20 protein-coding genes and 1 tRNA gene are annotated in these 23,340 nt (G+C 38.5%); 8 read left to right on the plus strand and 13 right to left on the minus strand.

The window, feature by feature from the left end:
• Nucleotides 1-30: 30 nt before the first annotated feature.
• Entirely contained in the window at nt 31-417 is a 387-nt protein-coding gene (locus O5635_RS02755) for a cAMP phosphodiesterase (protein ID WP_052043101.1), read from the minus strand.
• A 102-nt stretch (nt 418-519) separates the two neighbouring features.
• Nucleotides 520-1,095, minus strand: coding sequence for a hypothetical protein (locus O5635_RS02760; protein ID WP_036902642.1), 576 nt, complete (start codon nt 1,093-1,095; stop codon nt 520-522).
• 109 nt (nt 1,096-1,204) lie between these two features.
• Between O5635_RS02760 and O5635_RS02765 the strand changes: the two genes are divergently transcribed.
• A complete protein-coding gene (locus O5635_RS02765) occupies nt 1,205-2,314 on the plus strand; it encodes a histidine kinase (protein WP_420063647.1) in 1,110 nt (369 codons plus the stop codon).
• 69 nt (nt 2,315-2,383) lie between these two features.
• Nucleotides 2,384-2,456 (plus strand) — tRNA-Glu (locus O5635_RS02770).
• Between the two features lie 28 nt (nt 2,457-2,484).
• Here the strand turns inward: O5635_RS02770 and O5635_RS02775 are convergent.
• Nucleotides 2,485-2,985, minus strand: coding sequence for an SRPBCC family protein (locus O5635_RS02775; RefSeq protein WP_036903628.1), 501 nt, complete (start codon nt 2,983-2,985; stop codon nt 2,485-2,487).
• Nucleotides 2,986-3,217: 232 nt separating this feature from the next.
• Between O5635_RS02775 and O5635_RS02780 the strand changes: the two genes are divergently transcribed.
• From O5635_RS02780 to O5635_RS02795, 4 genes are all read left to right on the plus strand, one after another.
• Complete coding sequence (locus O5635_RS02780) at nt 3,218-4,315, plus strand: FAD-binding oxidoreductase (RefSeq protein WP_269607880.1); 1,098 nt, start codon at nt 3,218-3,220, stop codon at nt 4,313-4,315.
• A 199-nt stretch (nt 4,316-4,514) separates the two neighbouring features.
• Complete coding sequence (gene zwf / locus O5635_RS02785; protein WP_420063648.1) at nt 4,515-6,032, plus strand: glucose-6-phosphate dehydrogenase; 1,518 nt, start codon at nt 4,515-4,517, stop codon at nt 6,030-6,032.
• Between the two features lie 34 nt (nt 6,033-6,066).
• Nucleotides 6,067-7,374: a glucose-6-phosphate dehydrogenase assembly protein OpcA gene (locus O5635_RS02790; protein ID WP_036902638.1), complete on the plus strand. Its 1,308-nt coding sequence runs from the start codon at nt 6,067-6,069 to the stop codon at nt 7,372-7,374.
• Nucleotides 7,375-7,402: 28 nt separating this feature from the next.
• Complete coding sequence (locus O5635_RS02795; RefSeq protein WP_036902637.1) at nt 7,403-8,806, plus strand: cobyrinate a,c-diamide synthase; 1,404 nt, start codon at nt 7,403-7,405, stop codon at nt 8,804-8,806.
• A gap of 6 nt (nt 8,807-8,812) precedes the next feature.
• Here the strand turns inward: O5635_RS02795 and O5635_RS02800 are convergent, their stop codons facing one another.
• The 4 genes from O5635_RS02800 to folD are packed head-to-tail and all read right to left on the minus strand — an operon-like array spanning nt 8,813 to nt 12,613.
• Nucleotides 8,813-10,264 (minus strand): AAA family ATPase, encoded by a 1,452-nt coding sequence (locus O5635_RS02800; protein WP_036902636.1) that lies wholly within the window; start codon nt 10,262-10,264, stop codon nt 8,813-8,815.
• Nucleotides 10,261-10,776: a divergent PAP2 family protein gene (locus O5635_RS02805; protein WP_052042980.1), complete on the minus strand. Its 516-nt coding sequence runs from the start codon at nt 10,774-10,776 to the stop codon at nt 10,261-10,263. The genes O5635_RS02800 and O5635_RS02805 overlap by 4 nt, the downstream gene beginning before the upstream one ends.
• Nucleotides 10,773-11,675, minus strand: coding sequence for a geranylgeranyl diphosphate synthase CrtE (gene crtE, locus O5635_RS02810; protein WP_036902635.1), 903 nt, complete (start codon nt 11,673-11,675; stop codon nt 10,773-10,775). Before crtE ends, O5635_RS02805 begins: the two co-directional genes overlap by 4 nt.
• Before the next feature lie 41 nt (nt 11,676-11,716).
• Entirely contained in the window at nt 11,717-12,613 is an 897-nt protein-coding gene (gene folD, locus O5635_RS02815; RefSeq protein WP_036902634.1) for a bifunctional methylenetetrahydrofolate dehydrogenase/methenyltetrahydrofolate cyclohydrolase FolD, read from the minus strand.
• A 71-nt stretch (nt 12,614-12,684) separates the two neighbouring features.
• Between folD and O5635_RS02820 the strand changes: the two genes are divergently transcribed.
• Nucleotides 12,685-14,790 carry an HDIG domain-containing metalloprotein gene (locus O5635_RS02820; RefSeq protein ID WP_036902633.1) on the plus strand — a complete coding sequence of 702 codons (2,106 nt, stop codon included), beginning with the start codon at nt 12,685-12,687 and terminating at the stop codon, nt 14,788-14,790.
• A 67-nt stretch (nt 14,791-14,857) separates the two neighbouring features.
• Here O5635_RS02820 and O5635_RS02825 read toward each other — a convergent pair whose 3' ends face one another.
• From O5635_RS02825 to O5635_RS02840, 4 genes are all read right to left on the minus strand, one after another.
• A complete protein-coding gene (locus O5635_RS02825; protein WP_036902632.1) occupies nt 14,858-15,259 on the minus strand; it encodes a hypothetical protein in 402 nt (133 codons plus the stop codon).
• Nucleotides 15,260-15,356: 97 nt separating this feature from the next.
• The gene (locus O5635_RS02830; protein WP_036902631.1) at nt 15,357-15,668 is read right to left on the minus strand and encodes an MTH1187 family thiamine-binding protein; all 312 of its coding nucleotides are present in this window, start codon (nt 15,666-15,668) and stop codon (nt 15,357-15,359) included.
• A 50-nt stretch (nt 15,669-15,718) separates the two neighbouring features.
• Nucleotides 15,719-15,925 (minus strand): hypothetical protein, encoded by a 207-nt coding sequence (locus O5635_RS02835; protein WP_241462966.1) that lies wholly within the window; start codon nt 15,923-15,925, stop codon nt 15,719-15,721.
• 75 nt (nt 15,926-16,000) lie between these two features.
• Entirely contained in the window at nt 16,001-17,611 is a 1,611-nt protein-coding gene (locus O5635_RS02840) for a 2-isopropylmalate synthase (RefSeq protein WP_036902629.1), read from the minus strand.
• A 90-nt stretch (nt 17,612-17,701) separates the two neighbouring features.
• On the opposite strand from O5635_RS02840, the gene O5635_RS02845 reads away from it, so the two are divergent.
• The gene (locus O5635_RS02845) at nt 17,702-19,255 is read left to right on the plus strand and encodes a glycoside hydrolase family 57 protein (protein WP_036902628.1); all 1,554 of its coding nucleotides are present in this window, start codon (nt 17,702-17,704) and stop codon (nt 19,253-19,255) included.
• A gap of 16 nt (nt 19,256-19,271) precedes the next feature.
• Here the strand turns inward: O5635_RS02845 and crtL are convergent, their stop codons facing one another.
• Nucleotides 19,272-20,495, minus strand: a complete 1,224-nt coding sequence (gene crtL / locus O5635_RS02850) for a lycopene beta cyclase (protein ID WP_342665531.1) — start codon at nt 20,493-20,495, stop codon at nt 19,272-19,274.
• Nucleotides 20,492-23,125: a DNA gyrase subunit A gene (gyrA, locus tag O5635_RS02855; RefSeq protein ID WP_036902627.1), complete on the minus strand. Its 2,634-nt coding sequence runs from the start codon at nt 23,123-23,125 to the stop codon at nt 20,492-20,494. Before gyrA ends, crtL begins: the two co-directional genes overlap by 4 nt.
• Between the last annotated feature and the right edge of the window lie 215 nt (nt 23,126-23,340).

The raw sequence follows: 23,340 nt of genomic DNA on the forward strand, positions 1-23,340 counted from the left end.
AACCGACTAGTTGATATCTATATAAATAAGTTACTTATTCTTTTTCTTTAACTCTTTATCAAGAGTAGACTTGACTTTTTCTTTAACTTCATCAGGTACTTGATCAGGGCAAAAATCCATTGCTGCTATTACTAACTGAAATTCTGCTCCAGTAAATAATTGCTCTCTTTCCAATCTTTTCTTGCTAACACTCTTAATTACCCCTCCATGTCTGCCTTCTAAAACTTGCACATATGTTGCTGCTGCAATTCCCACAGCCTTAGGAAATTCTATACCTGCAGCTCTTGCATTACATATATATGTGCCACCTAACCCCCTATACAAAGAGGTATCTTCTGTGGTTGCAGGTTTTGTTTTATTTTTAGCAGCAACTGAGTATGGGGCAAGGCAAAGTAAAGCAAGCAAAAGGAAAAGCATTCTGGCTTGGATTAAACTAGGCTTTAGGAAAGTGAGTTTTCTCAAAAGTGAATAAAACCAATTAAATCCTTATGAATATACTTCATTCCCAGAAATTATCATTTATAAATCATCTTCTATTAACCCAAGTGCATCATGAATTCTAATTTCATGGTGATTCTCTACTATTCTTAATTTATCTGAATTCCAGCTATAAATAACTCTAGAACGATAACGATCTTGATCTATTAATCTAGTGTGCTCTAATACATACCAGCGATCATATTTGGATTCAAAAATCAATTCATGCTCATCTACTTGTCTTATGCTTGAAACACCTGGTGATTCACTTAAGTAGCAATTGTTTCTATGAAGTTGATGACCTAAAACAGATACTTCTATAATGCCTTCTTTTGAATAAGAAGGCTTTTTTTTAAAGAAATCAGAATTATCTTCTGTCATCCAAGTAAACCTATATCTAAGATCACCCGGAGTTCTCTCAACATATTTTTCAATTTTAATGATCATTTCAACATTTAAGACATCCTCATCATCGAAAAAATATTGCCTCCTAGACCTCCATTCTCCCAAGTTTCTTCCAAACCAACGTCTAAGATTATTATCAAAATTAATCCTAAAGTTATCTTCTTGACTGGGCGAATCTATGCCTCCCCCTTTTTTTGAGTCAGTTAAAACCATTAGAGTGGAAAAATTTTTAATTCATCGATTTCATTTATTTAGCAAATCTTGAAAGTTACTCCTATTACCTTAATGTATACATAACAATTGAAAAGGCCTTAGTTTGGATGTGGCTACTAAAAAAGAAAGGAGGGATCTAAAACTACTTTTGGTGGCAAACAGGCAGCATCTTTCTCGCAAAGATATAATTTCACTGGTAAATTTCCTAGAATCTGAAGAATGTGGTTTCAACATTTCCTTACAGTTATCTGATCCTAGTGAGCAACCAGAACTTTTAGAGCTGCATAGGCTTGTTGCAATCCCAGCATTAATAAAAATAAACCCTCAGCCAAAACAGATTTTTGCAGGAAGTACCATTTTTCAACAACTTAAAAACTGGCTGCCAAGGTGGGAGCAAGAGGGACTTATAAGTAGCGTAGATTTAAACCTTAGAAACCCTGAAAATGATAATGGAGGACTAACAAGAAGAGAATTACTTCTAGAAGACGAACTTCTCGTATTGCGCCAAGAGAATGAGACACTTTCAGCAAGAGTTGAGGCCCAGGAAAGACTATTGAGGATGGTTGCCCATGAATTAAGAACTCCTTTATCAGCAGCAGTTCTAGCAATGCAAAGTCAAGAACTTGGGCAAATTAACCAAGAGAAATTTCAAGAAGTAGTTAAAAGGAGACTTGAAGAAATCGAACTATTATCAAAAGATTTACTTGAAGTTGGTAGTACTAGATGGGAAGCATTGTTTAATCCTCAAAAAGCTAATTTAACAAGTATCACAGCGGAAGTTATTCTTGAGCTAGAGAAGTTTTGGCTAGCAAGGGGTGTAGGAGTTAATACAGATATTCCATCTGACCTACCAAAAGTTTTTGCTGATCAGAGAAGAATGAGGCAAGTACTTTTAAACCTTATAGAAAATTCACTTAAATTTTCAAAAGATGGTGAAACTATTTCAATAACAATGTTACACAGAACTAATCAATGGGTTCAGGTAAGTATTTGTGACAATGGTCCTGGGATACCTGAAGAAGAACAGCAAAGGATATTCTTAGACCGAGTACGTTTACCCCAAACATCCAGTGATACAGCTGGCTTCGGGATAGGCCTTTCAGTGTGCAGACGCATTGTTGAAGTGCATGGTGGCAAGATCTGGGTAGTGTCTGAACCAGGCAAAGGTTCGTGTTTTCATTTTACAGTTCCTGTGTGGAATGGAGATGACAAGTCATAGCAAAGCTTGACTCAGGGTTAACCTGGCCCGTAACTTTCACAATGTGATCAATTAAATGATCACGGCCTCGCCCCCATCGTCTAGAGGCCTAGGACACCTCCCTTTCACGGAGGCGACAGGGGTTCGAATCCCCTTGGGGGTATAAATATCAAAGCCAAACTGCAATTGCTTTACGCAGTCCCTAGAGCGGCTCTCTCAACGGCCAACAGGTTATTGGCCAGGTCTTGCCTTAATCTATTTTCTATAAGCCCCACAGGCATGCCTAAGGCTCCTTGCACAGTTAATTCGTATACCAGTGAGGTGTCACACTTGTTTTGCGAAGGTGTGATCAACCATGATCCTTCAAATCGCCGAAAGTCGCCTTCAATCAAATTAAATTTCAAAAGTCCCTTGTCTTTTTCTTCAAAAAGCTCAAGCAGGACTTCTGCCGTAAAAGTAAATCCTAAAAATACTTGAGAACCAACCTGTCTTAGCTCTACACGATTAGCTTGTCTAGAAAGCAACTTACTACTGCTCAAATTGGGTATGAAATTACTTAATTGATCGTATGTAGTAAGGATTGTCCATAAGGCATCGAAGGTGGCACTTGTTCGCAATTGAGCAGCAAGCCTTCTAGTCCCTTTAGGCAGAACTTCCATAGTTTGCTCAATAGTTCTCTCGTTTCTTCCCATTGCAGCCAAATATCCTTCTGGAACATCTTCAGGAGGACTCTTAATAGCCTTAACTCTAGACAAAACCAATAATCGTCAAAAGCTAAGGAAGAATACATAAAAAGAAAGCTTCTTGGGAGAATGAAGCAAATGTTCTGACTTGTGCCAATCTCAAAACGTGAACTAAAGAATCGAATATGTGAGCCAATAAACTCCATGTATTGGTATTCTCCACATCGGTTTTAAGTTTTTAATGTCTTATTCGGAAGCAAATGTAATCGCCGGCGGTCTCGCTCATATTCCCATCATTGTTGGGGTATTTGGCTTTATTCAATCATTTATCCTCAAAAGGACCCAGACCAAGGTTAATGATAAAACCAGTCAGGCAAGCCCTAGTACTCCTGAAAAGAAACCGACATCAGCACCTCCTGCTCCAGCCAAGACAGTTAAAAAGCAGGCACACGCAAATGTTCCCGTTAATACTTACAAGCCAAAAACACCCTTCATTGGCACTGTAAAAGAAAACTATTCACTTCTTAAGGAAGGAGCTATTGGCAGAGTTCATCACATAACTTTTGATCTTGCTAATGGCGATCCATTGCTGAAATATGTTGAAGGTCAAAGTATTGGAATCATTCCTGCAGGTGAGGATGCCAAAGGCAAACCGCTTAAGATACGTCTTTATTCGATTGCCAGTACAAGGCATGGAGATGATTTCAAAGGCGACACTGTCTCTTTATGTGTGCGTCAGCTTCAATATGAGAAAGACGGTCAAACAATTGATGGGGTATGTTCTACATATCTTTGCGATATCAAGCCAGGCGACAAAGTAAAAATAACTGGGCCTGTCGGGAAAGAAATGCTTCTCCCAGACAATGAAGACGCAAATATAATTATGCTTGCGACAGGAACAGGTATAGCTCCTATGAGAGCTTATCTCCGCAAAATGTTTGAGCCATCAGAGAGACAAAAGAACAATTGGAATTACAAAGGTAATGCTTGGCTTTTCATGGGTGCTCCAAAAACAGAAAACCTTCTTTACGATTCTGATTTTGAGCATTACAAGTCTCAATTCCCAAATAATCTGCGCTATACAAAGGCGATTAGCCGAGAACAAAAGAATTCAAAGGGAGGCAGAATGTACATACAAGACAGAGTCCTTGAGCATGCAGAGGAAATATTCTCAATGATTGAGGACCCTAAAACTCATATTTACCTATGCGGATTAAAGGGTATGGAGCCTGGGATAGATGAAGCCATGAATAAAGCTGCTGCCTCAAAAGGGTTGAAATGGGACGAACTAAGGCCTCAATTAAAGAAACAAGGAAGATGGCATGTTGAAACTTATTGATTTAACTACTTTTGCCTACCTATAACTTAAAGAAGCCTCTCTATAAAAGGATTTACTGGTTATAGAGAGGCAATTTTTTGGAAAAGGTAATTTTTTAATTTTGGTGATCTGAGAACAAAACATAGCTTCTTTTAGATAATTAATTTGAATTTAATCATTAGCAGTTTCAATCATCGGCAAAGGGAGGTATTAATTGATCATGCCGATTACAAATCCTTTAAGAATAGGACTCAGGCAAGAAAGAGTTATTTCTCCACAATGCCTGGTGATTTTTGGGGCAAGTGGGGACCTTACTCATAGGAAATTGATACCTGCTTTGTTTGAACTTTTCAAGCAAAGGAGATTGCCAAGTGAATTTGCAATTATTGGGTGTGCAAGAAGGCCATGGACCGATGAAGTATTCCGTCAAAAGATGGCTTCATCGCTTGAAAATAAAATTATAAATAACACTAAAGAATGGGAAGAATTTTGCTCAAATCTTTTCTATGAGCCTGTAGACCTGCAACATTCAGAAGATGTAATAAAATTAGCTAAAAGATTGGAAGATATTGATCGTTTAAAAGCAACTCATGGTAATAGAACTTTTTATCTTTCTGTTTCGCCTAAGTTCTACGCAAATGGCTGCAAATCACTTGCGAATGCAGGTCTATTAAATGATCCCAAAAGAAATCGTGTAGTAATAGAAAAACCTTTTGGACGTGATTACAGTAGCGCTCAAACTCTTAATCAACTAGTGCAAAACTGTGCTCTAGAAAGTCAAATTTTCAGAATAGATCATTATCTTGGGAAGGAAACTGTTCAAAATATCTTAGTCTTAAGATTCGCTAATACGATTTTCGAACCTATTTGGAATAGAAATTATATCTCGAACATTCAAATTACATCTGCAGAAACTGTTGGCGTAGAAGATAGAGCAGGTTACTACGAGAGCTCAGGAGCGTTAAGGGATATGGTGCAAAACCATTTAACACAAATGCTTGCGATAACAGCAATGGAACCACCTGGGCATTTTGACCCTGAAGCAATAAGGAACGAAAAGGCGAAAGTACTTCAAGCAGCTCACCTTGCAAACGAATTAGAACCATGGAAATGCTGTGTAAGAGGGCAATACTCAAAAGGAGGTAACAAAGCAAATCCAATAGCTGGTTATAGGCAAGAACCTGGTGTTGATCCAAATAGCACAACAGAAACTTATGTAGCCATGAAACTTTTTATTGATAATTGGAGATGGCAAGGCGTGCCATTTTATATACGTACTGGGAAACGACTGGCTAAAAGGACAAGCGAGGTTGTACTTACTTTTCGAGAAGCGCCCGTCCACCTTTTTGATGCTGCTGGGGGAAGTCCTACGTCAAACCAATTAATTCTTAGAATTCAACCCAATGAAGGAGCAGAATTTCGCTTTGAAGTTAAATCACCAGGTTCAGGGATGCGAAGCAGGCCTGTTGAGATGGAATTTTCATATGACGAATCATTTGGAGAGCCTTCTGATGAAGGCTATGTAAGGCTTTTAGCAGATGCGATGCTGGGCGATCCGACTCTTTTCACTAGAAGTGATGAAGTTGAGGCGGCTTGGCGCTTATACACACCTTTACTTGAATTAATAGAAGATAGTCCTTGGCAGCTTCCGATTTATCAATATGAAGCACGCACATGGGGTCCAGCGGAATCGGATGCCTTATTAGCTAAAGACCAACTACTCTGGCGAAGACCTTGATCAATTCCCTTTCTAAAAACCAACCAAGTCATCAATGTCTCCTCAACTAACACTTCAAACACCACTCCAATTGCCACCTGCTGAAATACCAAATTATTTAAATAAGCTTTGGGCCCAAGAGGAAATAGACACTAAAGGAGCAAACACATTCTCTCTTTTAATTTGGCAACCGGCATGGTTAGAACAAAAGCTAGTTAATACACAAAAGCTCAAAGAACCGATTATTGGTAATACTAGGAATGAAATGATTGAAGCAGCAAGGAAAGTAGTTTTAGATAAGGACTTGCCTCATTCAACTCCACCTTTTGACGAAAAAGTTGCAGCCGCAATCGAGACATCAATAGCATCTCCTCCACACGAAGACCTCAGAGGGCAGCATATAGACAATTCCATCAGTGATCTCCAGCCAAGGCGCCTAATTACACTGGCGCCAACTATTGAAAAAGACCATGCACTTGAAGCTCTAGTTGCAGCATATTGCCCATTACCTGAGGAGGGAGGAGGGAATTCAGCATGCGGAGATGTTGTTGTACTAAGAGGCAATTTAGATTCACTAAAAGGTAGCCTTCAAATAGTTGAAGATTTAATACCTGAAGACCTTCCCTCATGGCTTTGGTGGAATGGAGTGCTAGATGAGGATCCTGACCTGTTTGACAAATTAGCCGTACCTATTCGTAGACTCGTCCTTGATAGCGCGTTGGGAGAGCCTCATCGATGTCTTAAATTGCTTGTAACAACTATTGAGAATGGCCAAGCAGTTAATGACCTGAATTGGCTGAGACTTAGAACGTGGCGAGAGACTTTGGCAATGGTATTTGATCCACCTGATCGTCGATCTATACTTAATAGTCTAACAAATATAGATATTGACATTGAAGGCAATAACCCTGTTCAAGGACTACTTCTTGCCGCCTGGATTGCTGATAGACTTGGTTGGGAATTACAGAAAGAAGTCTCGAAAGAATTCAACGGCTTTAATATAAATTTTACCCGCCCGGATCAACAAACAGTTATTTTCCGATTAATGCCTTTACCAGTCGGGAAACCAAGTATCCACCCAGGACAAATTATTGGTTTAAGGTTGATATCTAAAGTACAAGGTAAAATTAATGGCTCAGTATGTGTAATACTTGCCTCTGAATCAGGTGAATGCATGCGCCTAGAAGCAGGAGGCATGGCAAGCATGGAACTAATAGAAGAAGTTGTGCCAATTCAAAAAAACTCTACTGAAATGGATGTTGCACGATTACTTGCGACCAGTCGCGGTTCCACTAGCCCTTTACTAGCAAATGCTGCTCCATTGGCAACGAAATTGCTTGGCTTGATTAACTCTGCGGAGTAGACTAAGCAGTTGACAAGTAACCAAGGAAATGACATGTATAATTTCTGCTCCTTCTAGTAGCAGTGGGAAAACATTATTAAGTCTTGTTCTTGCATCATGGGTGCAATCACAGAAGAAAAGTATACAGACATTTAAAGTGGGGCCTGATTATTTAGATCCTCAACAGTTATCACTAATAACAAAAAGACCTTGCAGAAATTTAGATGTGGTCTTGTCCGGATCAGAATGGGTTAAAAATAATTTTCAGAAATTTACGCAATCAGCGGAGCTTGCTTTAATCGAAGGGGCCATGGGATTGTTTGATGGTGTAGGAAGTTCAGAAGATGGAAGTACTGCCGATATCGCTAGATTATTAAAACTTCCAATAGTTCTTATTGTTAATTCGCGGGGACAAGCTGCCTCTCTAGGTGCTTTAGTAAAAGGTTTTATAGAGCAAGATAAACAACTTAAGATCGCAGGAGTTGTTTTAAATAACGTCAACAGTACTCGTCATGAGGTTTTATTAAGGGAAGTTTTAGAAAGAATAAATGTCAACATTCTTGGTTGTCTTCCAACAAGTCCATACCTCCACCTAAAAAGTAAAAATTTAGGTCTTGCTCCTGCACATGAAATTCAATCAATTGAGGAAAAGATGAATCAATGGACTGATGTAGCATCGAGATATCTTAACCTTGAGCATTTTGAAAAGCTACTAAGAACTAATAGCCCAGTAATTGTTGCAAATAAAACATTGTTATTTGCACAGAAAAAGCCAAGAAAAGAAAAAAGTATCCCTATCGCAATAGCACAAGATAAAGCTTTCCATTTTTGCTATCCAGACTTAGAGGAGTCTCTAGAAAGCTTAGGCATTGAAGTAATCCAATGGAGAATAACCAAAGATGAGCCCATACCTGAAGAAGTGAAAGGAATCATTATTCCTGGAGGGTTCCCAGAGTTGCATGCCGAAGAAATAAGTCAATCCCAAAAAAGTTTAAATTCTATTCGAAGATTTTTTGGAACTCGTCCAATATATGCAGAGTGTGGTGGTATGTTAATTCTTGGAAATTCAATTCAAGATGAAAACAATAAAACGCATTTAATGGCAGGGATACTTCCTTTTAGTGCTAAGCAAGGGGCTCTGGAAGTAGGTTATAGAAAGCTAAAGTCTACAAAAAATAGCCTCTTACTTGGCTCTAATCAATCATTAACTGGTCACGAGTTTCATAGATGGTCATTACATAAAATTAATGAGCCTAATATTTCGGCAAATAATAATATAAAAGCTTTGGGTGAAAAGCTATCTCCACCATGGCAATCAAAAGGCTGGTACTCAAATTATAAAGACGAGGGATGGAGTAATAATATTTTTCATGCAAGCTGGGTTCATCTTCATTGGCCTAGTACAGAAACAGTTCTCACTTCATGGCTAAATGCTGTTAAAGCTGTTAAATAAATTCTTTTAATTATTAGAAATAGATTGAAAGTTTTCGTTCCATATATTTGCCTGGTTGTCCTCTTCTTGACTGCCTAAAAGATAAACACCTTTACTAGCTCTACTAACAGCTACGTAAGCGAGCTGTCTTCTTAAAGACAAATCTTTAGGCCAAAAGATATCTGAAGCAATAAAAACCTCTTCAAAAGTACTTCCTTGACTTCGATGAACAGTTAGAACAGAAGCAGGGCTTAGATAGGCAAATGAATCTCGAAGATAAAAAAATATTTTCCATAAAATTTTAGAATCCTTCCCGGTAGATTTTCTAGCTTTTAAAGAAATCTTATCTAGTGAACTGTCCAGTAATTTCCTAGAAATCGAATCAACTTCTGGTAAAAGCCTTACTGAAAAATTCTTTGTTCCAATACTTATTTTTGCTGTATAAGAATCAAGCCTTGGTATTTCAATAGGGCATTTATCAGCTAGTTCAGAATCCATAAAATCATAAATTTCTGAACCTACATCCTTTACAAGCAATTCTGTATTTGAACTAAAAAGCATTCCAGGCTCTTCTTCTGAAAATGATTGTTCTAAAGACGCATTACTCATAACAGCTCGTCTACTAATAAGAACCTCGCCAGGCAAAACCGACATCTTATCTGCAAGTGTCCCATGCACAGCTCTACGAGCATGTGGTATTAGTCTTTCAAGGTATCTATTTGTATAACATAAAATCCTCGCTGCATCTGGATCATTATTTTTTGATGCTGTAAGCAAAGAAGATTTAGCAGATTCAAGCCAAAGATTTTTATTCATTGAGCTTACAAATTGCTCTGCTTTATCTAAAGTCGAAAAGCAAGGAGGAGGAGGACAAGAAAAGTTTTTGTCTCTAAGTAATGTTGCCAATTGCAATACAGGTCCTTGATGGCGAACAACCGTAGTTAACTCAGCAAAAGAGGCATTCTTAAGCGAAAAGACAGGACTATATTCTTCTCCTACAGGAGGTAGTTGAGCAGGATCTCCAACGAAAACCAAGCGTGTTTTAAAAGCATGAGCAGATTCAAGAATTATCTCTAAAAGAGTACTACTAATCATTGAAGCCTCATCAACAAGGACTAACTTCAATTGCTCTAGAGAATTGGCCGTTTGACTTGTTGATTCACAAATTTCCAAGTCGCCTTTCTTTTTTAATCTTAAGCGAAGCAACCTGTGAATAGTGGATGGGTAGAAAGTTGGATTCAAGTCACTTTTCAGTAATGCACGCCTAACAACTCCTACAGCTTTGTGGGTTGGGGCGACAACAGTCCAACACAATTTTCGTTGCTCAACCTCATCTAAAAAATCAACTGACAAATAAGTTTTACCAGTACCGGCAAAACCACTAAGGATAAAAGGATCACCAGTAAAAGTCTTATCTAGCCACAATTCAAAAGCTTCTTTTGCTTTCTTCTGGTCAAGAGTTAAAGAAATTTCCTTCACCCTATAATTGATCCAAAGGAATGAATTAAGTGAAGAGGAGAACCAATAAAAACAATACCTGGCAAAGCTATGCAAGGCCCCAATAAACTACCAACTAAAACTTCTAATCGAGTATGGCCTAGACTTTCTTTAAGAGGAATCTCTATAGACTTAGTAAATTTATCTGCAGACAACTGATTTACACGTGTAGCTATTAACCCAGCAGCTCTGCGAATCCCACTTGCGTCATACATGACGATAAATGCAACCGTAGCCGCCAAAGCAAACGTTGGGCTAGCAAAACCCAACTGAAGACCAATCCCTGAAGCAGTCCCTGTGACAAGTGCAGAATGGCTAGAAGGCATTCCACCAGTTTCAATCAAAACAGAAGGTCTCCATTTGTTATTAATTAACAGTTCAAATAACAATTTAGAAACTTGCGCAACTCCACAAGCTGCAAGCCCCCATGCAAGAGAAGTGTTATCCAGCAGCTCACTAAAAGAAGATGTTGAAATTGTCTGGAGAAAGCTCATCGATCTCTTGCCGTGATGTAATCAGCCAACGAAAGTAGAGGTCCCGCATTTTTTTTCCAAGGGTCCAAAACAGCTTTAGCATTTTCGACAAGTTTATTTGCACGTCTTCGTGATTCATCTAAACCCAATAGCTTTGGGTATGTTGTTTTATCTGCAATTAAATCTTTACCTGCTGTTTTACCAAGCACTTCGCTACTGGAAGTTACATCAAGTATATCGTCAACAATTTGGAAAGCTAAACCAATAGCTTTTGAATAAGTTCTAAGTGCATCTAATAAATCATCATTTGCTCCGCCAATTAATGCACCACATACAACCGAAGCTTTTAACAAGGCACCCGTTTTATGAATATGAATATATTCGAGTGTTTCCAAGTCAACATCCTTACCTTCACATTCCAGATCAACAACTTGACCTCCTACCAGGCCAGGAGCTCCTGCCACCAAAGACAGCTCTCCTACAACTCTTAAAAGTCTTTCAGAAGGCACATTGGCACTACGCATAGATACCATCTCAAAAGCCCTAGTCAAAAGAGCATCTCCAGCCAAAATTGCTATCGCATCACCATATACCTTGTGATTTGTAGGGCGACCCCTTCTTAAATCATCATTATCCATAGCAGGCAAATCATCATGAATAAGCGACATCGTATGAATCATTTCTATGGCAACTGCCGTTGGAAGAGCAGCGTCAGAATCGCCTCCAGTTAATTCACAAGCCGCTAAGCAGAGAATAGGGCGAAGCCTTTTACCCCCCGCAAGAAGCGAGTACCTCATAGCCTGTCTTAATTCCTCTGGACGCTCAGGGCCTAAAGAGCTATCCAAAGCAGCTTCTACACGCGCTTTTGCCTTAGCCAAATAAGCGCCAAAATCAAAAATAGAGCTGACCGCTTCATCCATGAAAAAAATTAAGGAACAAAATTTTTTCAGGAGTCAAAACTTCATGGAAGCAGATCTCCAAGACTCAAGGATAAACCGCAACGCTGCTGCCAACCAATAACAGTGTTTACAAGCAACATTGCAATAGTCATAGGACCTACCCCACCGGGTACAGGAGTAATGGCAGCAACATGATCTTGAATTTCCTCAAAACGTACATCACCACATAGTTTATGACCAGCTTGCTCCTTATTAGGGACCCTATGAATACCAATATCTACAACTATTGAATTTTTTCTAACATGTTCAATGCCAATCAAGCCTGGTTTCCCAGCTGCCACAACTAATAAATCTGCTTGTGTAGTTATCTCAGGGAGGTCAACCGTATATGAATTAGCAAGAGTAACAGTTGCATTAGCCGCTTGAAGCATTAGCCCCATGGGTTTTCCAACAAGAATGCTTCGGCCAATTACAACAGCCTTTGCTCCCTTTAATCTAATTTGATTTTTAGCTAGTAAAGCCATTACCCCTGCAGGAGTGCATGATCTTGGACCTAGCTCACCTTTAATTAATCGTCCTAAATTAATTGTATGAAGACCATCAGCATCCTTTTCAGGATCAATATGCTTTAGAAGTTCCTCTGAATTCAAATGAGAAGGAAGAGGGAGTTGCAACAAAATGCCGTCAACGTGGACATTATTATTCAATTTCCTAATTTGCTGAACAATTTCTTCTGCAGAAGTATTTGCTTTAAAATGGCAACCAAAACTCTTTACTCCAACTCTTTTACAAGCTTTTTCTTTATTAGATACATATATTCCACTAGCAGGATCATCTCCGACTCTTATCACCGCCAAACCAGGAGGTCGCCCTGACTCATTAATACCATCAGTTATTGCCTGGTTGATTCTTAGCTCAATTTCATTGGCTAATTTCTTTCCATCTAGTTTATTGACCATTGTATAGAGCTAATGTAAGAGAAAGCATGCTTTTCATTAATAGCTAGGGTTATGTTCAGTATCAAAGAGCTTTGGCAAAAATTCTACGCATAAAAAGCTTTTGGCGAGGCTTAATAGATAGTCAGTCGCCAAGAAGGTCAGTAAGTCACTGGGCTTTGGCTGACAGAGTGGTTCTTTTGATGGTCTGTGTTTTAATAGCAATTGTTTCCAGTTACAAACTATTAGCTGTTCCTGACGTAAAGCCCGGTGACCTAGCTTTATTTGATGCAAATGCCCCTGAGAATGCCTTAGTAGTTGATAGTGCTGCACTTGAACAGCAAAAAACTGATTTAATATCTAGAACATCAGTCCAAATAATTGATGCAAAAGAATCTAAAAAAATCGAAGGAATATTAATTAAAAAACTTGATTATTTAGAGAAAGTAGCATTGAGCAATGACTCTTTTCCTATAGGACCTGTTAATCTAACTCCAAAAGAAAGGACCTGGTTATTAAATCAATCAAACAAAGAAAGAGTTAAGTGGAGTGAAGAAATTATTTCATCATCTAGAAAGATGCTTAAACAAGGTCTTATAAAAACTATTGCATATGACCAAATATTTAATGCAGCTAAATATAATCTAAATCCAAGTAATCAACAAGATAATTCATCAATAAATTTAGCTGCAAAAATAATTGCAACAAGCTTCTATGGGAATACCAACCTCCGTCATGATCCTGCAAGAAGCCAGCAATTGCTTGAGGAATTAATAACAAAGCAAAGCATACCCAAAATAGAAGTTAAGAAAGGGGATCTTATTACTAGAAAAGGAGAAGAAATAACATCAAAAGGTTATGCCGTACTAGATTACTTTGGTCTTATAAAAAGAAGTCCTCGACCTTTTGAATGGATTTGCAGCTTTAGCGAAGCAATTGCAAGCTGTTTAGTATTACTAATGTTGATGAAAAAAGATAAGCCTTCCTTAAAATCTAAGCATGGCTTACTTGCACTTGGATTACTTCTTATTGTCCAGGTAAGTAAAGACTGGTTTGGTGCAGCAATAAGTCCATTGCAAATTCTCATGCCTCCAATGCTACTGCTATCTCAAGGCATTGGTACAACTTCCGCTTTGGGGTGGCTAGGCATTGCAAGTCTTTTGTGGCCAGTTCCCGTAAGTGGAATTGGAGAAGGAAGGCTAATTATCGCTGTTATTGCTTCTGCTTTTGTAGCTCTTTTAGGAGGGCGCATGAGAAGCAGAGCTCAACTATTACAAGTAGTAGTTTTCTTTCCTTTTGGTGCCCTATTAAGCCAATGGGTTTTATTAAGAACGCAAATATCTTCTTCAGGAAGTGCTTGGAGAAGACTTTCACCTAATTCAGAAACTCTCATTACAGAGGCTCTGGTTTTAGGGGCAATGCTTATGTTTACTGTCTTATTAATACCGATTATTGAAAATGCATTTGGATTATTAACAAGAGCGAGATTGATGGAAATTTCAGATCAAGAAAGGCCTCTTTTGAGAAGGCTGTCCAAAGAAGCTCCTGGGACCTTTGAACATACTCTTACTATTTGTGGTTTAGCCGAGGAAGGTGCACGGATTATAGAAGCAGATGTTGATCTAATAAGAACAGGGGCTCTTTACCATGATATTGGCAAACTACATGCACCAGAATGGTTTATAGAAAATCAAGGGGATGGTGTCAACCCTCATGAGGCATTGCAAAACCCTTTTAAGAGTGCCGAAATACTGCAAGCTCATGTTGATGAAGGAATAAAGCTTGCGAGAAAGCACAGGCTTCCTAGTCCCATAGCAGATTTCATCCCAGAGCATCAAGGGACTCTAAAGATGGGATATTTCCTTCATAAAGCAAAAGAGTTGGATCCTTCGACGCGGGAATCCAGTTTTAGGTACAAAGGTCCAATACCACAGTCAAAGGAAACTGCCATACTTATGCTTGCTGATGGTTGTGAAGCTGCCTTAAGAGCCTTAGGGCCCAAAAGTACTGATGAAGAAGCCAGTAAAACCATTAGGAAAATAATTAATTCCAGGAAACTTGATGGGCAGCTTTTAGATAGTGGTCTTTCAAAATCTGAAATTGAATTAGTTATACGAGCTTTTGTAAGTGTTTGGAAACGGATGAGACATAGAAGGATTCAGTATCCTATGAGTTCTTTCAAAACAGCATATCCAGCCTAAATTTTACAAATAAATTATGAAAATATTCAAAAAGTAAAACTAGAGTATTTGATTATAAAGATCAATGCTATAAACGAATTCTCTTCGTTTTTCTATGCGCAGGTCTACACCAATAAATAAGAGCCATTAAATTAAGGGCTGATATTAAAGATGCAATTATACTTAAATCAGAAAAGTATTTCTCACTTTGGATCAAAAAAATTGCATGGCTAGTACAACCTATAATTGTCATCGACAAAGCAACTATTGCTAAAATTACTCCCCAACGCCTTTCAGCCAGAAGTCCAGAACAGGCTACTATTCCAACAACAGCCGAAGGCCAATGGATGCCTGCTGAAAAACTTATATTTCCTACTCTAAAACTTGGGTTATAAAAACTCACAACAAATGCAAAAAAGATTATCGCCCCTATATTTGAGAATAATCCTAGCCAGGTAAGGAACCAATAACCTCTTAAACTAGCTCTCATTAAAAGGACTTATATTAATTACTAAAAAATAGCTCTTAAATTGAGAATGGCATTAATTTTGGCAAATGATTGATACGAAGTTAATAAATTATAACTGCTACAACTTTTGCTTATAAGAAGCAGAACTTACACTTTGAACCTTCTCACGAAAAGATTGGTAACGGTCATTGCGAGTATTTACCTTCAAAGCTGAATAGATACGATTTGCACCTAAAGAATGAACTACTTCATGACAGGCCTTTACACATTGAAAAACCTCCTCCCAATCTCCCTCTATTGCAGTTCCATTTGGCCCTAGTTCGTAATCAAGACCTTTTTCCTCAATTATTTCTTTACAAGCTGCTATGTATGGAGAAAGTGAATCTCCTACTCCTAATGGCAGGAGGCACAAATCAATACTTACCCACATCGAAAGAACCTTTCGTACTATCCAATTTCTAAGAAAAAGCTCCTAAACAGTCAAGAGTATCTAATTGTTCTCCATGATCCATTAGATGTTTTTACCTCTATACCAAAAATAGAATTGCTATTTCCTTCAGCAAATCCTTGAGCAGAAACCCAATTCCTAGCTGCTCCTTCAGCTGCATCCATTGATTCATAAGGGGTATCTAGAACGGGATGAGGGAGCCCATCAAATCCAACAAGCCTATAGATGGATGTTTGCATAATCATAATTATGTTCGATTACCTAACCGTCACTCAAAAAGCTTATACCCTATTTGTTCAAAAACCAAACGGATTTTAAAGATTTGCTTTCACTACATCATATTGAGGATGAATAGAATTCTTTGCTTCTGAGGAAACAAGTCTATTAAGCGCATTAACATAAGCTTGTGCAGCTGCAACTACAACGTCCGTATCAGCTGAATGTCCTGAGAAAATTTTCCCTTTTTTCCTTAACCTTATTGTAACCTCCCCCAATGCATCTATACCTTCAGTTACTGACTTCACAGAAAATTCTATAAGCTCATTATTTTCCCCTGACAAGCTTGCTAGAGCTTTGCAAACAGCATCAACTGGACCTGTACCTATAGCAGAGGTAGTCTTATCAGTTCCATCTTGATCAGCAAGGGTGACAGTTGCAGTTGGTTTTAAAGCTGTTCCACAACTAACTTGAACTAACTTCACTTGAAATCTACTTTCAGGTTGCATAACTTGTTCACTGACTATTGCTTCAAGGTCCCTATCTGTAATCTCCCTTTTACGATCTGCCAAATCCTTGAACCTTGCAAAAGCTTCATTTAAATCTTCTCTTGTCAAGTCATATCCCAACTCTTCCAACCTGGCTCTAACAGCACTCCGCCCACTTAATTTACCAAGTGAGATTCTATTATCTGCAAGCCCAACAGTGCGAGCATCAATTATTTCATAAGTAAGACGATTCTTTAGCACTCCATCTTGGTGAATACCAGATTCATGAGCAAAAGCATTAGTCCCAACAATGGCCTTGTTTGGTTGAACTACCATTCCAGTTAAATTCGAAACCAAGCGAGAGGTTTTTGTTATTTCCTCAGTTCGAACAGCGGTAAGAGGCGTAGGGCTTTCAGGATCTCTACCAAAGAATGGATTGTAGTAGCTTCTCCTTACATGCAACGCCATAACTAATTCTTCTAATGCAGCATTCCCTGCTCTTTCGCCTATTCCATTAATGGTGCATTCCATCTGCCTAGCACCTTTCTTTACTGCTTCAAGAAAATTTGCGACTGCAAGACCTAAATCATTGTGACCATGAACTGATAGGACAGCCTCGTCAATATTACTTACATTATTATTTATTCCTTTAATCAGGTCTCCAAATTCTGCAGGTGTTGTATAGCCAACTGTATCTGGAATATTTATAGTCCCTGCACCAGCAGAAATTGCTTTAAAAATAACTTCGTAAAGGAATTCAGGATCACTCCTAGCTGCATCCTCACATGAGAATTCCACATCATCTGCGAAAGTTCTTGCATAGGAAACCATCTCAGGGACTATATCCAGTACATCTGAACGTTGCTTCTTGAGTTTATGTTCTAGATGAATATCACTAGTTGCAATGAAAGTATGAATCCTTTTATTAGGTGCGGGGGCGAGAGACTCACCGCAAGCTTTTATATCTGCTTTAGATGCCCTAGCCAAACCACAAATAATAGGTCCATCTTCTCCTCCTACTTGCTCAGCTATCCTTTGAACGGCAGTAAAGTCGCCTTGACTGGCATATGGGAAGCCGGCTTCAATTACATCAACACCCAATCTTGCCAGTTGATGAGCTATAGCAAGTTTCTCCTCTAAATTCAAACTGGCACCAGGGGACTGCTCACCATCTCTTAAGGTGGTATCAAAAATAAGAACTCTTCCTGGATCTTTGGCCATGAAATGAAAATGACCTTATTTAATTCCAATAATACTTTTATTCTAACTAGATGATAACCATTCTAAATTATACAAATAGGTTTTAAGCAATTGATTAAAGGGAACCTGGCTCTAATACTTCATGCACACCTTCCCTATGTAAGGTCTGCAGAACCAGGTTCTTTAGAGGAAGACTGGTACTTTCAGGCTCTAATGGAATGCTATTTACCTTTACTAGAGGTAATAGAAAAATCCTTTTACAACAAAAATGAAAATCCTAAGCTAACAATATCCCTTTCCCCAACACTGCTTTCCTTGCTCGACGACCAAGATCTAAAAAATCGCTTCCCTGAGTGGATAAAACTTAGATTAAAAATTTTAAGAACAAACGCCCAAGCACAAAATCAAGCAGGGGAACATCTAATAAAGGTTATAAACAATCAATTAGATAATTGGCTTAAATGCCAGGGAGAATTAATTAAAAGATTTATTGAGCTAGAAAGATTAAATGCTATTGATATTCTTACGTGCGCAGCAACACACGGATACCTACCAATTCTAAGAGAAAATACAGAGACTGTAAGAGGACAACTTAAAACCGCAGTCAGAGAACATGCGCGTTTTTTTGGGAAAATGCCCCAAGGCATTTGGCTTCCTGAATGTGCATATTATGAAGGCCTTGACAATTTATTACGCGAAGCAGGACTTCGTTATTCAGTATTAGATGGGCATGGAGTACTCCATGCAAAACCAAGGCCAAGATATGGAGTTTATGCACCAATCTGTACTAAAAATGGAATCGCATTCTTTGGACGCGATAGTGACTCAACACTTCCGGTTTGGTCGGCAAAAGAAGGTTATCCAGGGAACCAAAGATATCGTGAATTCCATAGAGACATAGGGTGGGATTTGCCTTTAGAACAATTAAACGAATTTGGCATTCAAGATCCCAGACCTCTTGGCTTAAAACTTCACAAAGTTAGCGTGCATTCAACCCTGGAAGACAAGAAGTTGTATGAACCAATAGATGCTTTAAAACAAATAAAAGAAGATGCAAAAGACTATCTGAATGGAAGGAAGAATCAACTATTGAAAATAAACAAGGAAACTAATGTAAATGCATTATTAGTGGCACCATTCGATGCTGAACTTTTTGGCCATTGGTGGTTTGAAGGCCCATTATTTATAGGAGAGCTTTTCAAGCAAGCAGCCAAACAAAATGTCAGATTTACAACTTTAAAGGAATTTCTAGTAAAAAACTCAGTTTTACAATTATGTGAGCCATGTCCATCTAGCTGGGGACAAGGAGGCTTTCATAAATATTGGCTTAATGAAAGTAATGATTGGGTTGTAAACGAATGGAGCAAAGCTGGCAAAGCAATGGTAAACATTTGCTCAAAGGGTGTTTCAAGCAAATTTGATTTAAGGTTGCTGCAACAAGCTGCTCGCGAACTACTTCTTGCGCAATCTTCTGATTGGAGCTTTATTCTAAGAGCAGGTACAACAACAGAGCTTGCAAAAGAAAGGATTCATAGACATTTAAGTAGATTTTGGGAGTTAATAGAGTGCATAGAAACTGAAAAGGTTATAGAGGAATCAGATATTCTAAAACTAGAAAAAGAAGACTCTATTTTCCCCTTAATTCAAGCAAATGATTGGTGTTGACTTTCAAAAATTCAAGTTATTTTCTCAACAAGCCAAGCATTCCTAATTTAACTCTTAAAGGTGAAATGAAATATAATCTCACCATAACAACTACTAACCTGGGTAGGCGAAGAGTATTAGCTAAAAACCCTGACCAATCTTCTTTTGGTAATTTAAAAAATGATGCAAAAAAACTTCGCAAAAGATCTTCATCAAAACTCATTAGGCGTTGCAAACCGAATTGGTAAAGTCGATGTCTTAATACAAGATCACGGGACCAAAGCACATTCCAACCCCTCTTGGCTAAATTTGCTGAATCCAATTCAGGCTTAATTGAAATAGCTCTAGAAAGCTCATCCGCCAAAGCTGGTCCTCTCCTTAAAAGGGCTCCCACCATATAGCCCGAAGCCGGGTGAACCATGCTTGCAGAACCACCAAAACCCAATAGGGGCTGATTAAGAAAAGGCAATGATAAGTTCATGGGGAATAAGCAATGTTCCTCATGAATAGTTTCTTCAATTACTATTCCTCGATGAGAAAGTCTTAACAGCAATCTTTCTTTCAATTTAGTCCAAGAAATAGGGGGGAAATAGGCTAAAGATGTTTCCTCTACAAAGTAAATTCCTTCACCAAAGTCCATTGCATATAAAAACGAAGGTGGCTCTTTTAAATCATTTTTAGTTAAATGATCAGGGCGAAAATCCATGAGCACGAATTGATTATCTTCTACTGGTGGAGAACTAAATCTTCCTACAACTCCATAAGCTGCTTGTTGAGCAACTTGCCCTTGATCTGGTCTTTTTATAAAAGGACTTCTATGGCCACTTGCATCTATAACTACTCTTGCTCTATAAATTTTGCCTGAAGTACAAATAACTTCAGTTATCAGATCCCTATACCGAATATTTTCTGCAGTTTCAATAATCCAATTAAGGCCAGAACATTTTTCTAAAAGCTTTGATTGAAAAAGTGACTGATCGAATAATCCATAATCGAAATTATGTACAACTGGTTTTTTCCCATCTTTGCTAACTCCATCACCAAAATAGCTAACAGTATTTTTCCAGCGACTCCCAAGTAATGAGGCCATATCTAGAGCTTCTAGTTCTTCTGCCCAGATCCCATAAGTATTAGTCCATGGTTTTTCTGGCGAGTGAGATGCAAGTGCACTTACCTTCAAACCTTTCTGAACTAGCTCAGAAGCAATGGAAAGGGCTGCAGGCCCAGCCCCCATAACCAAAACATCTGAACAATCTCTCAATTTTTTTCTACTGATGTAATGTCATCGGCCGCACATTCAGATTCTGAAAGTGAATCTTCGCCTTGCTCTTGGATCGATTGTTGAGGTGGAACTAGAACAACTTCAGCAAGGTGATCTCCAGTATCAAGGCGCTGAAGTCTAACCCCTGTTGCAGCTCTGGATTGTTGGGAAATTTTATCAGCACTAGTTCTTACAATGACACCTTTTTCAGTAACTAAAAGCAACTCTTCCCCTTCTCCCAAGACTTTCAATCCAACTAAGGAATCACTCTGCTTTCTAAATTTCATTGCCCTCAAGCCCATTCCTGCACGTTTTTGAAGCCTAAATTGCGTAACAGGCACTCGCTTCCCTAAACCATCAGCAGATGCGACCAAAACCCAAGGACCATTGGAAATACTTTCTTCTTCTAGATCTACTTCTGAATCTTCACCATCACTTCCAGCAATTCTATCGGCCAACTCTCTTGGCAAGACATCCATACTTACTAATGAATCCCCATCCCTTAAATTCATTGATCTAACCCCCCTAGCTGTTCTTCCTAAAGGCCTTAATTCATTATTATCCAACCGAAAATGAATCGTCATAGCTGCTTTTGAACCAATCAAAACACTATCCCCAGAAGCTGCCAACCTCACCCATGTCAACGCATCTCCTTCTTCAAGACTTATGGCTATCAATCCATTTGCCCTGATTTTACTAAAAGCTGAAACTGACGTTCTTTTAATATATCCCCCTTTTGTAAGCATTAAGAGATGATTATCATCATCAAAAGAGGATACAGAGAGTAATGAGGTAATAGCTTCTTCTCTTGGGATAGGCAATAACTGAACTACTGGGGTTCCCTTAGCAGATCGACTTGATTGTGGAACTCTATAAGCAGGCAAAGTATATGCAACTCCTCTATCACTAAAGAGGAGAAGATTATCATGGTCATTACAACTAATAAACAGCTTAACTTCTTCTTCTCCTTGACTTCTAGTACCAGATTTACCTCTAGTTCCTCGACTAGTAGCTTCAAACTCATTTACAGGCATTCTTTTTAAATAACCTGTTTCAGTTAATAGAACAACAGAACGTTCATTAGCAATAAGATCAATATCTTCTATACCTCCACCTAAATCTAGAATCTCAGTTCTTCTTGGTGTATTGTATTTTTCTTTTAGTTTAGATAATTCATCTTCAATAATATCAAAAACTCTTGATTTATTAGCCAAAATATCTTTAAAGTCAGCTATTTTTACAAGAAGATCTTGATGTTCTAAGCGTATTTTATCTGCTTCTAATGCAGTAAGTCTCCTTAACTGCATCTGTAGGATTGCGTCTGCCTGCACATCAGTTAAACCATGTAATTCCTGAAGCTGACTCTTTGCTACTGAAGTGTCAGAGGCTGCTCTAATTAGAGCAATTATTGGATCTAATTGATCTAAAGCCAATAATAAACCAAGTAAGAGGTGGTTCCTTTCCTCAGCTTTTCTCAATAAATAATTTGTTCTCCTTTGAATAGTTTCTACTCTAAAGTCAAGGAAAACTTGCAACATCTTCAAGATAGACAATGTGACAGGTTCACCATTAACAAGGGCCAGCATATTGGCACTAAAATTTGACTGAAGAGGAGTAAGCTTGAAAAGATTATTTAAAACTACTTGAGGGTATGAATCTCTCCTGAGCTCAACAACAATACGCATTCCATCTCTATCACTTTCGTCTCTTATATCGGAAATACCTTCCAACTTCTTATCGTTAACCATATCAGCAATTCTTTCAATTAAGGCTGCTTTATTTGTCTGATAAGGCAATTGAGTGATGATCACCGCATCTCTATCAGGGCGACCTGGAAGTTCTATTGTTTCTATATCAGCAACTCCTCTCATCGTTATAGATCCTCGTCCGTTTAAATAAGTTTCCTTGATTCCATTCCTTCCAAGAATTTGCCCTCCTGTAGGGAAGTCAGGGCCTTGAATGATTTTAAAAATTTCTTTCTCCGTTATTTCAGGGTTCGAGATTAAAGCCATTAAGCCATTAATCAACTCGCCAAGATTATGAGGTGGAATATTAGTTGCCATACCAACCGCTATCCCAGAAGACCCATTTAATAGAAGCTGTGGTACTCGAGCAGGTAAAACAGTTGGTTCCTGCTGTGAACCATCAAAATTATCTATAAAATCAACAGTTTCTGACTCTATATCTTCAAGAAGACTATCTTGAGTAAGTGATTGAAGTCTAGATTCTGTATACCTCATTGCTGCAGGCGGGTCATTATCTATAGAACCAAAATTTCCATGTCCATCAACCAAAGGCATTCTCATAGAGAAGTCCTGAGCCATTCTTACTAATGCGTCGTAAACAGCAGTATCTCCATGGGGATGATACTTACCTAAAACTTCACCTACTACACGAGCACATTTTCTATAAGGTCTCTCACTAGTTAACCCCAATTCATACATTGCATAAAGAATTCTTCTATGCACTGGCTTGAGGCCATCTCTTGCATCAGGCAAAGCCCTGCCAACAATTACGCTCATCGCATATTCCAAATAGGAACGCGACATTTCATTGCGCAGATCTGTCTGGATTATCCGATCTTCGAATTCGCCAGGAACACCGCTATTGGGTTCCGAAGAATCAGCCATGAAGGAGTGTTCTACCAAGCTTTAGGTTATCTCGAAACAAGATCAATTGACAGAGATACGTGCTTAAAAGCACTATGAAAGACCAAAAAAGGGGCTTAGAGAGGAAATTATTTTAAAAATTGTTGATGCACTCACAAACCTTGGGTAAGCAATCCGTTTTAGATAAAAATGGTCCTAATTAAAAAACATCTGTTATTAACAACCAAAATCTTAAT

The organism is Prochlorococcus marinus str. MIT 0919 (assembly GCF_027359375.1).
In the GTDB taxonomy this organism is placed as follows: Bacteria; Cyanobacteriota; Cyanobacteriia; order PCC-6307; family Cyanobiaceae; genus Prochlorococcus_D.